General features: G+C 59.1%; 13 protein-coding genes and 1 tRNA gene. 8 read left to right on the plus strand and 6 right to left on the minus strand.

Annotated elements, in window-relative coordinates:
- The first annotated feature begins 192 nt into the window (after window positions 1-192).
- The 7 genes from ACYVGY_RS02440 to ACYVGY_RS02470 all read left to right on the plus strand — a co-directional run bounded on the left by ACYVGY_RS02440 (window position 193) and on the right by ACYVGY_RS02470 (window position 6405).
- Window positions 193-1404 (plus strand): tyrosine-type recombinase/integrase, encoded by a 1212-nt coding sequence (locus ACYVGY_RS02440; RefSeq protein WP_460455895.1) that lies wholly within the window; start codon window positions 193-195, stop codon window positions 1402-1404.
- Between the two features lie 309 nt (window positions 1405-1713).
- Window positions 1714-1953, plus strand: a complete 240-nt coding sequence (locus ACYVGY_RS02445) for a helix-turn-helix transcriptional regulator (RefSeq protein WP_460455896.1) — start codon at window positions 1714-1716, stop codon at window positions 1951-1953.
- Window positions 1953-4013, plus strand: a complete 2061-nt coding sequence (locus ACYVGY_RS02450) for an AAA family ATPase (RefSeq protein ID WP_460455897.1) — start codon at window positions 1953-1955, stop codon at window positions 4011-4013. Before ACYVGY_RS02445 ends, ACYVGY_RS02450 begins: the two co-directional genes overlap by 1 nt.
- A gap of 408 nt (window positions 4014-4421) precedes the next feature.
- A complete protein-coding gene (locus ACYVGY_RS02455) occupies window positions 4422-4868 on the plus strand; it encodes a hypothetical protein (protein WP_460455898.1) in 447 nt (148 codons plus the stop codon).
- Window positions 4855-5136 (plus strand): hypothetical protein, encoded by a 282-nt coding sequence (locus ACYVGY_RS02460; protein WP_460455899.1) that lies wholly within the window; start codon window positions 4855-4857, stop codon window positions 5134-5136. Before ACYVGY_RS02455 ends, ACYVGY_RS02460 begins: the two co-directional genes overlap by 14 nt.
- A gap of 236 nt (window positions 5137-5372) precedes the next feature.
- The gene (locus tag ACYVGY_RS02465) at window positions 5373-6110 is read left to right on the plus strand and encodes a hypothetical protein (RefSeq protein WP_460455900.1); all 738 of its coding nucleotides are present in this window, start codon (window positions 5373-5375) and stop codon (window positions 6108-6110) included.
- Window positions 6097-6405 carry a hypothetical protein gene (locus ACYVGY_RS02470; protein WP_460455901.1) on the plus strand — a complete coding sequence of 103 codons (309 nt, stop codon included), beginning with the start codon at window positions 6097-6099 and terminating at the stop codon, window positions 6403-6405. The genes ACYVGY_RS02465 and ACYVGY_RS02470 overlap by 14 nt, the downstream gene beginning before the upstream one ends.
- Before the next feature lie 110 nt (window positions 6406-6515).
- Here the strand turns inward: ACYVGY_RS02470 and ACYVGY_RS02475 are convergent, their stop codons facing one another.
- The 6 genes from ACYVGY_RS02475 to ACYVGY_RS02500 all read right to left on the minus strand — a co-directional run bounded on the left by ACYVGY_RS02475 (window position 6516) and on the right by ACYVGY_RS02500 (window position 11872).
- The gene (locus ACYVGY_RS02475) at window positions 6516-8249 is read right to left on the minus strand and encodes an AAA family ATPase (RefSeq protein WP_460455902.1); all 1734 of its coding nucleotides are present in this window, start codon (window positions 8247-8249) and stop codon (window positions 6516-6518) included.
- Between the two features lie 65 nt (window positions 8250-8314).
- Entirely contained in the window at window positions 8315-9307 is a 993-nt protein-coding gene (locus tag ACYVGY_RS02480) for a hypothetical protein (RefSeq protein ID WP_460455903.1), read from the minus strand.
- A gap of 87 nt (window positions 9308-9394) precedes the next feature.
- Window positions 9395-10393 (minus strand): DNA cytosine methyltransferase, encoded by a 999-nt coding sequence (locus ACYVGY_RS02485; RefSeq protein ID WP_460455904.1) that lies wholly within the window; start codon window positions 10391-10393, stop codon window positions 9395-9397.
- Window positions 10390-10587 (minus strand): hypothetical protein, encoded by a 198-nt coding sequence (locus ACYVGY_RS02490; protein ID WP_460455905.1) that lies wholly within the window; start codon window positions 10585-10587, stop codon window positions 10390-10392. Before ACYVGY_RS02490 ends, ACYVGY_RS02485 begins: the two co-directional genes overlap by 4 nt.
- A gap of 620 nt (window positions 10588-11207) precedes the next feature.
- Window positions 11208-11284: transfer RNA gene (locus ACYVGY_RS02495), tRNA-Asn, on the minus strand.
- A 48-nt stretch (window positions 11285-11332) separates the two neighbouring features.
- Complete coding sequence (locus ACYVGY_RS02500; RefSeq protein ID WP_460455906.1) at window positions 11333-11872, minus strand: GspH/FimT family pseudopilin; 540 nt, start codon at window positions 11870-11872, stop codon at window positions 11333-11335.
- A gap of 149 nt (window positions 11873-12021) precedes the next feature.
- Here ACYVGY_RS02500 and uvrB point away from each other — a divergent pair, with 149 nt between their 5' ends.
- Window positions 12022-14037, plus strand: coding sequence for an excinuclease ABC subunit UvrB (gene uvrB, locus ACYVGY_RS02505; protein ID WP_460455907.1), 2016 nt, complete (start codon window positions 12022-12024; stop codon window positions 14035-14037).
- Window positions 14038-14078: the final 41 nt, after the last annotated feature.

Here is a 14078-nt window from a genome sequence, read left to right on the forward strand (position 1 = left end):
CAACGACCCCCTGATTAACAGTCTGCGGATCGTAGCTGCGCCATGATTCGCGAAGCAGTGCAAACACGGGCTTACAGGGCTTAAAAAACGCGACTTAATAGCTTCGAGTCAGATGGTTTGGCCCGGAACGTTGCGGTGTGTTGTGCACCGAAAGCGTGTTCCGGGCTTGACCGCCAACCTGGAGCGAAGCGCATGAAATCGAAGATTACACAGAGCCTGGCAGAAAAGGCTCCAACCCCGCAGAAGGGTAAGACCGACCTGCACGCGGACACTGAGCTTAGGGGGTTCTATCTCATCGTCTCCCCGACCAAGCGCAGTTACTACGTTCAATCACTGGTGAACGGCAAGCAGGTCAGGGCCAAGATCGGAGACCATCCCGCCATCTCGGCCAAAGACGCACGCGACCTCGCCAGAAAGACGCTGGTCTCCATGCGGTCAGGTGCCAATCCGAACGAGGAGCGGCGGAAGGCTAGGGCGAAAGGAATCACAGTCCGCCAAGCGCTCGAACTTCACCTCGCTGCCAAGACGCTGTCGCCTAAGACTGTCGAGGGCTACCGCTACAACTGTGGGCAGTACCTCGCTGACTGGATGGATCGTCCCCTGGTTGAGCTTGGCACCGACCGCGCCGCAGTTCGGGAGCGGCACGCGAAAATTACAAGGCAAAATGGGGCTACGACGGCAGACTCCACATTCCGCGTCTTCCGCGCCATTTACAACCGGGGGCTCCGCGAGCACCCGGACCTTCCTGCAAATCCCGCGGCCAACGTGGACTATCATGGGCAGAAACGGCGGAAGGTCGAAGCTGCGCCAGATAAGCTGAAGCGATGGGGCCGAGCAGTGTTGGCACTCGACAATCCCGTCCGCCGCGACCTCCATCTCTTCTTTATCCTGACGGGAATGCGCAGGACAGCCGCATGCGAAGCCAGGCTGGACGACGTGGATGGGTTTGACGGGACGCTCCACGTGCCCAACCCCAAAGGAGGCACGTCGAGAGCATTCGACCTCGCTCTCTCCAAACCTCTCTGCGACCTCGTCGCAACCCGAATGGAGGAGAGCCTGCTAGCGCATCGCACGTCGCCGTGGCTTTTCCCATCTAGCGGCAAGACGGGGCGAGTGGCGGAAGTTCAGCAGTCCGAGCTGGAGGGACTGACAGGTCACGCGCTCCGCCATGTGTACGCCACCCTTGCACTGGAATCGGGGGTCCCGGTGGCTGAACTCAAGTTTCTGCTGAATCACGCTGCCGACTCGGTGACGATGGGGTATCTCGCGCCGAGCGTGGAGCACCTGCGGGTTCACCAAACGCGTGCGTCGGCGTACATCCTCAAGCGCCTTGGCCTCGACCACACGCCTGGCCAGTGGCCTCCGAGGCTCGCCGAGGACGAACCAAGCACGCTCAGTCAATGATCGACGGCGATGGCGAAGCAGTCTTGGGGCCTAGGTCATCGAATGGCCTGGGTCGCATGGAACGGCAAGCCTAGTTTGATAGTTTATTTTCTCAGCATGTCGCGGTAAGCTGCACGCACCGGCAGACAAAAGCGTCTGCCGCGCCCCAAGACTTCTCTAGACTTCGGCCCCCGCGCACATCGCACAGACGAGCGGAAGACTGGCCAGCGAATTTCCCCAGGGCTGGGAAATGTCTCGCCTCCCCACCCTTTTTGCGGCGTGGGAGGGAGGCGCGGACAAAGCCGCATGCGAAGCCTAGAGGCCAATCCCATGCAGAACCAGACTTTTCCCGAGCGAATGGCGCTCGAAGAGTTGCAGAGGCTCCATCCAGACACCCTGGTCAACCGCCGGGAGGCGGCGCTGTTCTTGGGTCTTACGTACAGCACTCTTTGTCACTACGGCGTCAGTCGACCAGGCTGTGGCCCAGTCTTCGTGCGGCTCGGCTCCAAGACGGTGCGCTACAAAATGAGCGACCTGCGTGCCTACTCGGCGTTGAAGGGGAGTCGCTAATGGATATCCAAAAAGGAGAAGCCCACCTTGGTGAGCGGCCAAGGTGGGCGGGAGAGAAGGCCATGGACACGGACTTCGCTATCGATGATGCAGCAATCGAGAAACCGCGTAACCCCTCGAATCGAGACCTTCTCGCCTTGGTCGCGGCGGGCTACTCGTTGGTCGAACTCCGGCCGCGCAGCAAGGCTCCGGTGCGGCTGGGATGGTCAGATGCCCCCACTGACAATGAAGCGGTTCTTCGGGCGGTAGAGGGAGGTGCGAATGCTGGTGTTAGGCTCGGTCCGAAAGACCTCATCGTAGACGTGGATCCGAAAAACGGGGGCGAGAGTTCCTTTGCGAAGCTTCTCATCGACCTCGACTTGGATTTTTCGAGGTGCCCGCGAACCGTAACTGGATCGGGTGGCGCGCACTACTTCCTGCGTAGGCCTGAAGGGATGCCATTGCTGACGAACCTTCGGGAGTATCCCGGCATCGATTTCAAGTCGGCTGGCCAGGTTGTTGCTCCCGGCTCGATTCATCCCAATGGAAAGTTTTACGAATCGAACTACTACGCGTACGAGCCTGAACTCGCGCCTGACGCACCCGCCGCGCTTCTGTCTCTTTTGGAGCGCAAGCAGGCGAAGAGCGGTCAGAGTGACCGTGGGGGCGAACTCACCCCAAGGATGCTGGCGGCCAATCTGGTGCAGCTCGATGCGTCAGAGTGGAATGAGTACTCTGAGTGGATGAACATGATGATGGCTTGTCATCACGCCACCAACGGGGAGGGACTTGGCGAGTTCACCGAGTGGTCAACGTCTGCGCCTGACTACGCAGACTCGGCCGAGGTCATCGCCTACAAGTGGAGTGGCCTGACAGCTGGCGATGGCGGCGTGACTGTGAAGTATCTCTTCCGGCAACTGCTGGACAGGGGCTTGGTTGTTCACGACAAGCAAGAGCCGGAGGATGATTTCGAAGTCGTCGAAATTCCGCCTGCAGGCATCTGTGCTGAATCGAAAAAGCACCGGCGCGACTGGCGAGTGCTGACGATCGAAGATCTCCTGAACATGCCTCCTCCGAGGTGGATTGTCGAAGGAGCTTTGCAAGAGCATTCTGTCGCAGTGCTGTTTGGAGCGCCGGGAGCAGGAAAGAGTTTCGCTGCTTTGGATATTGCCTTGTCTATGGCTTCGGGAATTTCTTGGCATGGGAAAGCTGTCATCCCTGGCAATGTTCTCTTTGTTGCCGCAGAGGGCGCTGCAGGACTTGGCGTGCGCGTACAGGCATGGCTGCAAGAACACCAGCTTTCCTCTCCGCCAAATTCATTCCAGCTTTTCACGCACGAGATCACGCTGGCAGACGGGACGATGAGTGCTGATTTCGAGGATTTTATCGCCGATAGAGCAATGGTCGCCGCGCCTCAGTTGATTGTGATCGACACTTTGTCGCAGACGTCGACGGGCTTTGATGAGAACAGCAACACGGATATGGCGAAGTACTTCAAGCGTGCCCAAGCGCTGGTCAATCGTACTGGGGCAACGGTGCTCGTTGTTCACCACACAGGCAAGGACCCAGGGAAGGGAGAGCGAGGCGCCTTCGCTATCAGGGGCAACGTTGATACGTCCATTCAAGCCAAGAAGGAAGACGTGGAAGGTCGGAGCTTCGTATCGCTCTACGCTGTGAAGCAGAAGAACGACGAGCAAGGGCAAATTACCGAGCTGGAGATGGTGCGGCGAGAGTTCGTTGTGCGCAGCGGGACCTCAACGTCGTCATTGGTGCTTGTCCCATCCTCCCGCGCTAGGGCAACGTCCGACAAAGTGTTCCTTCAGGGAAGGCTGGTTCTCGATTGGATTGTCGAGTGGCTGGGAGATAGGAGTAGCGTTTCGTTCATGGATTTGCTGAGCGAACGTGTGGCTCGCACTGGCACCGTTGCGCGTACTTCACGCCATCACCTTATGAAGCTGATTGGCCAAGGCTTCGAGAATGCCAGTGTGAGTTCGAACGGCAGTCGCATCTGGTTGGAGCGCGATGCGGCGAACCCCAAAGGATCCTTTGCCGTCCATATGGCTGTAGATGAAACGAGCTAGGCCTGGTGGCAGATATTTGTTGCTAAGGATTCTGTGCAGTTGCGGCGCCTAGTTGCGGTGTCCGCAACCAAGCCGGATCAAGGACTTAGGCTCCATTCGGCCAAGTGGTTGCGAAGCATCGCAACCGCTCGACACTCTGGTTGCTGCGGTTGCGGTCTGTCTATAAGACCGCAACCTGCAACCAAGTTCGTGCTTCCATTAACTCGTACTTTCACCCTGGTCGAGCACGTCAAACTGAGCGTTCCCTGGCACTCGCGCGCGAGGCCTGGCTGCCTATCTCTGCCTCTCCAATCATTGATCGGGCTGCCAAGGGCACCAAGGCCATGATTCGGATGCAGTTCGCGGGCATGCGTATCAGGCAGAACACGGCTAAATAACAGTCGTGCAAGCCTGAGACCAACTGTAGCCATGAATGCCCTGTCTCCCCTGACCAAGTTCACCCCTGGCGTGAAAGCGCGTTTCCTTGAGGTCCTGGAGGAGACTTGCTCGGTGAAGCATTCGGCTGAGGCCTGTGGCATCAGCAGGAACCTGGCCTACATCCATCGCAAGCAGGACCTGGAGTTCGCCAAGGACTGGGACAGCGCTGTCGAGCGTGCCCTGGATGACCTCTTGGGCGAGGCCCACCGCAGGGCCACGATCGAGAAGTCGGATCGCCTCCTGGAGGTCCTGCTCAAGTTCCGCTATGGCGACCAGATGGCTGACAGGCTTGCGGTCAAGGTGGAACGCGAGACTGGCCTGGATCCAGATGCCCTCCTTGCAATGGCCCCAGAGGATCGGCAGGTCCTCCAGCAGCTCCTGGTCAGGTATGCCCAGGCTGAGCATCGCGTCCTGGAGCATGACAATGGCCAGGCGTAGTGCCCCCGAGGCTCCCAGGAAGTCCCTGACGGCCGCCGAGGCCCTGGCCAAGATCGAGCTGATCGATAAGACCATCGCGGCCATGGTGGCCACCGCACCGCTTACGTTCGCTGCCCTGGGCGGCCCGAAGGCCCTGGCGGCACTCTGCCAGAACACCTGCGTGGGGCCGATCCCCAGGTTAACGGTCCAGGCCTGGGAGGCGGCAGCCAGGGAGCACGCTGAGGCCCAGTGGCTTGCCAGCACCCCAGGTCGATTCCTGCCCATCTAATGGGTAGTCGGGTAGCGGAAGGGATTCGGGGCATGGCGCTCTAGCACCGTGCGCCCCTTGCCCCCTGCCTAAACACGGCATGGCAAACGTGGGGTTACAAACAGTCGTCAAGGCGACCGAATAGACGTACCTGGTCGGCCAATGGCGCGTCGACCTGTCCTCGGGTGAGGGCGTGCTGGCTACCTGCAACGGGTAGCGCGACCAGGGATCGATCCATGACCCCTCAGGAGCACGCCATGTTCAACACCCTCCATCCCGACCGCCCCTTCCTGGGCGCCAAGGAACTTCTCGAAGCTGCATCTGCCATTGATGCCATCCACTCGCGCACGATCAAGGCCATCGAGCGCCTGGAACGCGACGTCGCCACACGCAAGGCCGAGATCAGCAACCGCTGGAAGACGGCGTCCATCTCGTCGAATGACCGCCGTCGCATTGAGGCCGAAGAGATTCGAGTCGCCACGCTGACCATTCGGCAGAACGCCGAGCGCGAGCTCGACGGCTTGCTCAAGGATGCAGGTGCGACGCACGCGAAGGCGACCGGCCAGAAGCCGTTCTATGCCTCTCCTGTCCTGACCCTCAATCGCCTGACCCTTGGGGACCTGCGTCGTTCGGCATACCAGGAACAGGTGGCGGCAATCGGCCCAGCCGAGGCATCCCACCTTGGCCAATGGGCTGTGTCCACCTCGAACCTGCCCCTGGCAGCAGCATTGGTTACCAGGGTCGATGCCATGCCTGCTGCGTCCAGGCCATTCAATGGCGTCGGCCTGGCGGAAGCAATGCGCCTCGACGAGCACAACAAGGCAGTCGAGGCCTTGAAGATCATCGCGGCGCGCTTCCAAGGCGTGGTCATCGCCATTCGTGCCTGGAAAGCGGCGAAGGCCAATCCCATGGATACCGTCAGCTTGAGCCTCCTGGCCAGGACTCTGGACAAGAAGCTTCTGGACTCGATGGAGGTCGCCGATGATGCCGCGTGAGTTCTTGGAGCTGCCTCTGCGCGAGCGGATGCTCTGGGCGGCACTCGCCGCGCTGGTGGGGACGGCCCATGACGGCCCTGAGCTGGGAACAGCCGTCAGGAAGTTTGAGCGTCTGGAGGCGGCCTGCCACTCCTTCGAAGTACCCCCAGATCGACTCGACGAATGCGCTCGACTGCTGGACTACCACTACTTCCGGGCGGGGGACTGCTATGTGAGCAAGGTGACCCTGGACCTGGTGAACAGCGTCACATTCCCTCAAACAGGCATCTGGGGAGGGCAGTGGGCCAAGCACTAGCCATTGGGAGTTGCCAGGCCGTGTTGGCGAAGGGGCTGCCTATAAGCAGCCCCTTTCAGTTCAGGGGCTTGCAAGGCCCAAGCAGCTGATCTGGTGTTGCATGATGAGAATCAACCGGCTGCACCTAGCGCCGGTACCGCCGGCCAGATAGCCGCTGCAACAGCCGAAAATGATGGCGCACGAAGGTGTTCCGATGGCAAATAAACCCGCGGATTCGCGCCAATTTCCTGTTGTATTAAAGATGTCAGCCGACCTAGTACAACCTTCGCCCTTCGGTACTGAGCGGGATTCGCACTGTAGTCAGCGAATGCTTGGGTAGCGATCTGACCTTGATTTGGGGCTCCGCCTCCGTTTGCGCGGTTGCGATACGCCTCTTGAGACCGCTGATTGACTATTGCTTCGATTGACGTATTGCTGGTTTGCTGAGTCGCCAAGTCGATAAGCTCCTGAGCGCGTTGTGGAGTCAGGGGAGGGTTAAGGAAAGATAGGTGTTCTGCATTCAGGAAGTAGCCTTCAATGTCACTGTTGGTGGTCAGAAGCGAACTAATGGCTTGACCCTGAAGACGGTTCTCAAAGCGAGTGGCCTCAGGGTCGCTCATGTAGTCACGGTCTCTATGTATGGCGAGCGTAACGTGCGGGGCCTTGTCCGACAGAAAATTGCCCAGCACCAAGGCTGCGTCAATCTTGGAGCATCCTGTGTAAGACGCTACCTCGGTATCCCCCTCCACAAAACCATTGCTCCACAAGACCGCTTTCAACGCATCTTTATCGGCGTCCTCGGTAGCAACGACGCACCTGGTATGGCCGTCTGCGAAGTAGTCAACCGAATCGAGCGCACCGAGATCAAGAAGGACTGCCGTAGTGTTTTGGTCCGACTCATCCATCTTTACTCCTCTGCTCAGCCAGACAACGCCCGCCTTACCGCTCAGCGAATTGAGTACGTGGCGAGAGTGCGTGCTGATAATGGCTTGGAAGCCCCGTGCTTTCGCTGTCCGGAATATAAGTTCGCAAAGCGCACGCTGGTTGTCGGGATGGAGATGCGAATCAGGCTCGTCGAGGATCAATATCTGCGGCTTGAAAAGCGATACGTAGGCGAGAATCTGCGACGCTTGAAGAACCGAAGTGCCCACTGCGTCAATCGGAAGCTTTGGTCCATTCGGAAACTGTATAAATACCTCTATCGCTTCGTCGGTATCTGCGTCGAAATCGACCTCAATGTAAATGTCGGGGAACAAAGACTGCATGTCCTGCACGAATGCGTCCCAAGCCTCCTCATTCTCGTGCAGCATGCGAAGAACATTTCGAAGCGTGAGATTGGCGTCGCCTCTAGCTACAATGCGGCGCACAACGCCAGGCGAGAGGTAGCGTTCTTCTTTCGGAATTCCTGCCAACCCTGGCGCATAGACTGTGTAGGGTTCAGTGAGGCTCATGAGCCTCTCGCCGATGGTTCGTCCAAGAATCGACACAGCAATGTTTCTGTTCCTGCCGCGTCGAAGACTTACGGTGCAGCGATCGCCGGCGTCATCTAGGAACTCTATTTCGATCTGACTCGGCCTTGCCTCCAGTAACACACCGCCAGTCGCCAACGACAAAACGTCTGAAACAGGGGAATAAAGGAGCTGCGCAGGGTTCAGGGAGAGCTCGAAAGCATCCTGTCGCCAAGTAACTCCCTCGCCAATTAAACGAGCGGACTGAGCAATTGAAACTGCTAAGTGAATAGCTTGGAGGACACTGCTCTTGCCCGCGTTGTTTGCGCCGATTAGAAGGGTCACGTCATTGATTTCGACTTCTATGTCAGCCAGCCGCTTAAAACGCCGTATCGTTACTGATCTGAGCTTTGGCATGTGACTTTGTCTCTAGTGCTGATCAGGTTCGACAGAAAGGCTTTGAAAAATGCCGCCGAGGATTGCTATTGGAATAGGCTGTCAGAGGGAGTCCAGTCGCGAGCCATTGAGTCGGCCTGCTTTAGCCAATACTTGATGCGCTCCTTAGGTTTGACCGCCTTGCCCCAATACTCCACAAACAAGGCGTCTTCCAAGTACTTTGCTGCATCCAGCATTTCCTCCTCGATATCCCGAAGGGCGCGCTCGACGTAATTGCCCCCTCGCTCAGAATCCGCACGCAGAGCTACACTTCCGGCTGAGAACAAGTCTCTGGCCTGGGGGCATAGCACGCCGTGGTAAGTCAGGATATACATGACCGCATCGTTATACTTGTTCTTCGCACGGGATGCTTTTACGATTTGTGGGCACAGAAGGGCTGCTTCTGCCCGTAGCTTGCGTTTCTCTTCCTGCGAAAGATTCATATAGAGCTTCACTTGCAGGCTCAGGGTGTGCTCTTGCTCAGGTCGGTCTTCCAGCCACCAGAACCGTTCACCCGGCTTTAATCGTGAACGCGCGTAAGCACGAATATGGCCCATCTTCTCTTCCATGGGCATGTGTGAAAAGGCGGAGTACTTTACGCCCATTTTTTCGAAGAGAGATTGTCCGGCCTCGTCGCCAAGAAGCTCAACTTCAAAGCGTGGGACATGTGACGTCCTCACGTGAATGACGCTTTTTTCGTAATCCGCCCACCTGACCTCAGGCGTGTTTCCCATTTTCCCAAGAAGCACATACACGTGCTTGACTTCATGATCCCGGACAGTCTCCAGGACACTGTTTGCAACGCATCGCCAAGTATCGTTTACGGTGAATTTGACCTCCACCCCAAACTCCCCGACCGAAATGTCCGGGAACGCATATGGGTGGGGATCAAAGTTAATTTCGACCTGCCCCAGCTCAGCCATTAGTTTTCGGACCCTCGACTCGAAAGCCTTGGAAGAGTCGAACAGCTTTTGCTGGGCTTCGTCCGTAAGCTTGGTTGCTACCTTTTCCAGAAGTGCTTCGAATTCTTGCTTTGTCACGAGTCCCCCCGAGCAGCAGTGATTGCTGCCCGAGGGTACTGCTATGGGCTGTCGCGGTCTAGGTCACTAGGTTCCCAGCCAGCGACACTAGCTGTCTAGGCAGCGTAGGACGGCGCCAGCGATGTGCCAGGCCATCACAGGCGGCACGGCGTTACCAATTTGCCGCTCCGTTTCCCGAAGTTTTGACTGAAAGGCAAATGAGTCTGGGAACGATTGGATCCTGGCTGCCTCCCGCATTGAGATCCGGCGAGGTAGCTGGTAATGGTACTGAATGTTGCCGTGGCACTCGGCACGAATGGTGTATCCCGGGCGGTCAGCGAGTAGTCGCCTGTTGCCTTGCTCACCACTCTTATTTGCTCGACTCCAGATATGACTGAACTTGGCGTCTTCATCAAGTTGAGCGAGATCCCCAATGGCGTCACTCGCTGTAATGTGTTCCTGCTTACTGTGAGTGGCCTTAGGCGGCACGAATTCCCGGACTCCCGGCGCGGTTCCGACAATGAAAACCCTTTCTCTGCTCTGGGGCACCCCGTAGTCTGCGGTGTGGTATAGCTGGTAAGTCACGTTGTAGCCTAGAGCCTTAAAGTCGCGCAGCACTCTGTCCAATGAAGTTGCGTTGTGCTTCATCAGTAGGCCCTTGACGTTCTCGGCCACAAAGATCTTTGGCTTTGTTTTTGCAACCGCCTCGACCATGGCGCGGTAGAGCCCGCTTCGGCGGCCATCGACTCCAGCCCCTTTTCCGTTCACAGATATGTCTTGGCACGGAAATCCGCCGATGAGCACGTCAGCAGTCTCTGGTACTGAGCCAAGGAGTTCCCAAATATCGCCACAGTGAATATGTTTTCCAACGTTCTCCGCGTAGGTCTCGCAAGCATGTCTGTTGAAGTCGTTGGCCCAGACGATGTCAAAAGAATGCTTTTTGTATTTCTTTCCCAGAAGTTCAAAGCCTCCCTTGAACCCAAGATCCATTCCGCCGCATCCCGAGAACAAAGAGACTACTTGGACCTTCCTTGGCTCGTGCGCCAGCGAGCCAGAGCGTTTTCCAGAAGGAAGGAGCGGTGCTTTGGTGGCTTCTAAGCTTTTCATTTACCAACGTCCTTTCTATGCGTCGTTTCATCAAAAAGATTTGCTTGGGCATTGCCTTCATGGTTCGCGATGAACGCCCGCATGTAGTCGCGGAGAACTTGAGCGGCGGACCGATCTTGGCTTCGGCACGCCTCAAGAAATTCTTGCCGCAGCCGCAAGTCGACTCGTATTCGCAGCCCGCTAGAGTCATTCATGGATACATCCTGGATACACAGCGTGTATCCAACTGTACGCAGTCAAACCCTACTTGTCAGCTCCCTTGCTGAGATGGTCTCCTGGAGCCGGCTCAGGGGGTGAGACGGGCTTTGCTTCTATTGCCGTGCGTAGAGACGACTGACTTGCGTAGGCTTTGTACTAACGGGCTGTCGATTGGCAGCGAAGACCAGGGCGAGCAAGTCGTATTTGCGGCCGCGTTTCGGCCTCAACCCTGCTATTCCGTGTCGAATCGCGCGTCCTGTCGCCCATGGTCATTCACCGTCAGACGCCTCAACCGACTGAAGAGGTGGCCCACACTCGTCACGTTGGAATCGGGGCTTATCTCGCGACATGGAAATTTTTCGTGGTCGCAACGAGGCTTGCAGTTGGCATCGGTTGGCGCGATTCGGGAATGCGCCGAAGCCATCATCTAAAGACGCATTGGCCAAGCTGTCGTCGAGTGGTCGAAACCGAAAGAGGATGTATTCCTCGGGCCTGCAGCGTTTGCCAATTGCCGGGCTTCAGGCGCACTCGGGCGCTTTCGTGACCAAATCGTGTTTGGCTTAGCGCAGAAACAACAAAGGCCGCGATCGCTCGCGGCCTAAGTGCATGAAACATATGGCGCCCGAAGTTGGACTCGAACCAACGACCCCCTGATTAACAGTCAAGTGCTCTAACCAGCTGAGCTATTCGGGCGGGGACCGGCATTTTAAACTAGAAGCTCCCCCGGTCAAGTGCTTTGAATCAGGGCAGGTAGGGGCAGGGGCTGGGTGGATCGCTCGAAACCCACTCGCTGCGGGCTCTTCCGCCGACATTGACCACCACCGTAGCCAGGTGTCTTCCGTCGCGGGTGCACAGGCGCAGGCTGGCGTTGTTGCCGCCGGCGAAGCCCGTGGGCTGGTAGCGCACCCGGTGCCGGCCCGTGGTGCCCCGGACTGCAACGTGGCCACGTGCGCGTTGCTCGACCCAGAGAATGGCCGTGGCATCGGCAGGCTGGGCTGTCCTTCCGGGGTCGGCATACACCAGCCAGCCGTCGTCCCAGATCAGGTCCTGGCGACACTCCCGTCCATTTTGGCTGGGGCAGACCGTGACGGGCCGGCCGCGCTGTATGGCCGCCATGCGCGCGCTCATCAGCGCCACGGTGAGGCTATGCGAGGTGCCGAGGGCGGCGTGGCGCTCCCGTATCGCCCGGAACGAGGGCATGGCCGCGGCCATTACCAGCGCAAGCACGGCCACAGTCACCGTCAGCTCGGTCAGCGAGAAGCCGTTTCGACGGATTCGCATGCGAGTTGCTCCAGCTCGGCCAGAGCTGATTGTGTTGGCGGCACGTGAATTGTTCTGTCCGCCTTTGGCACGCTGCGGCCTGCGCCTGGATCCCGGCCGAATGTCAGCCGCCCGCTATACTTGCGAGCTTGCCCACGAAGGGAGTTTCCGTGTCCGACCGCTTCGAACTGATCGCGCCTTACCAGCCCGCCGGCGAACAGCCGCAGGCCATCGCGCGCCTGATCGAGGGTTTCGAGGCCGGCCTGGCGCAGCAGACCCTGTTGGGCGTCACTGGCTCGGGCAAGACCTACACCGTGGCCAACGTGATTGAGGCGGTGCAAAAGCCGACCCTGGTGCTGGCGCCGAACAAGACGCTGGCCGCCCAGCTCTACGGCGAGTTCAAATCCTTCTTCCCGAACAATGCCGTCGAGTACTTCGTCAGCTATTACGACTACTACCAGCCCGAGGCCTACATCCCGTCCACCGACACCTTCATCGAGAAGGACAGCAACATCAACGAGCACATCGAGCAGATGCGCCTGTCGGCGACCAAGGCCTTGCTGGAGCGGCGTGATGCGATCGTGGTGGCCAGCGTTTCGGCCATCTACGGCTTGGGCGACCCGAACGAGTACTTCCGGATGGTGCTGCATCTGGTCAAGGGCGATCGCATTGACCAGCGCGAGCTGATCCGCCGGCTCACCGAGATGCAGTACAAGCGCAACGACACCGAACTGGTGCGCGGCGCCTTCCGCGTTCGCGGCGAAACCATTGACGTGCATCCGGCCGAGTCGGAGATTGAGGCCCTGCGCATCCAGCTGTTCGACGGCGAGATCGAAGGGGTTGCCCTGTTCGATCCGCTCACCGGCCACCTCATTCGCAAGCTGCAGCGCTACACCCTTTATCCCAAGTCGCACTACGTCACCACGCGGCGCACGGTGCTGGACGCCATCGAGACCATCAAGGTCGAGTTCACGGCGCGGATGGAGGAGCTGTACAAGGCCAACAAGCTGCTCGAAGCCCAGCGCCTGCAGCAGCGGACCATGTACGACATCGAGATGATGGCCGAGGTGGGCTTCTGTTCCGGCATCGAGAACTACAGCCGTCATCTCACCGGCCAGATGCCGGGCGAGCCGCCGCCCTGTCTGTTCGACTACCTGCCGCCGGACGCGCTGCTGGTGGTGGACGAATCACACGTGACCATTCCGCAGCTGGGCGCCATGTACAAGGGCGACCGCTCGCGCAAGGAAACGCTGGTCGAGTTCGGGTTCCGGCTGCCGTCGGCGCTGGACAACCGGCCGCTGAAGTTCGAGGAGTGGGAGCGCCGCGCGCCGCGCAGCATCTACGTCTCGGCCACGCCGGGCAAGTACGAACTCGAGAAGTGCGGCGACAACATCGTTGAACTGCTGGTGCGGCCGACCGGTCTGATCGACCCCGAGGTCGAGATCCGCCCGGTGGGCACCCAGGTGGACGACGTGTTGTCCGAGATCCACCTGCGGGTGAAGGAGGGCGACCGCGTCCTGATCACCACGCTCACCAAGAAAATGGCGGAGAACCTGACCGACTACCTGGCCGAGCACGACGTCCGCGTGCGCTATCTGCACAGCGACGTGGACACGGTGGAGCGCGTCGAGATCATCCGCGACCTGCGTCTGGGCGTGTTCGACGTGCTGGTCGGCATCAACCTGCTGCGCGAGGGCCTCGACATGCCCGAGGTGTCGCTGGTGGCGATCCTGGACGCGGACAAGGAGGGCTTCCTGCGCTCCACCGGCTCGCTGATCCAGACCATCGGCCGTGCCGCCCGCAACGTGCGCGGCAAGGCCATTCTGTACGCGGACCGCATCACCAATTCGATGAAGGCGGCCATTGACGAGACCGACCGCCGCCGCCAGCGCCAGGTCGAATACAACCTCGAGCACGGCATTACCCCGACCAGCATCAAGCGCGCCGTGATAGACGTGATGGAAGGCGCCCGCAGCGAACCCGAGGACGCCAAGGGCCGCGGCAAGGGCCGCAAGGTGGCGGAAGAGGGCACCGATTACTCGTTGCTCGACCCGGCCCAGTTGGCCTCACGGCTCAAGCAGCTCGAAGCGCGGATGCACCGGCACGCCCAGGACCTGGAGTTCGAGGACGCGGCCCGCGTCCGCGACGAGATACACCGATTGCGCACGCAAGGCCTGATGACCTGAGCCTGCTGGCTTGCATTACTTCCGGCAGGGGTCTACAAAAG

This window comes from Arenimonas alkanexedens (genome assembly GCF_054781355.1).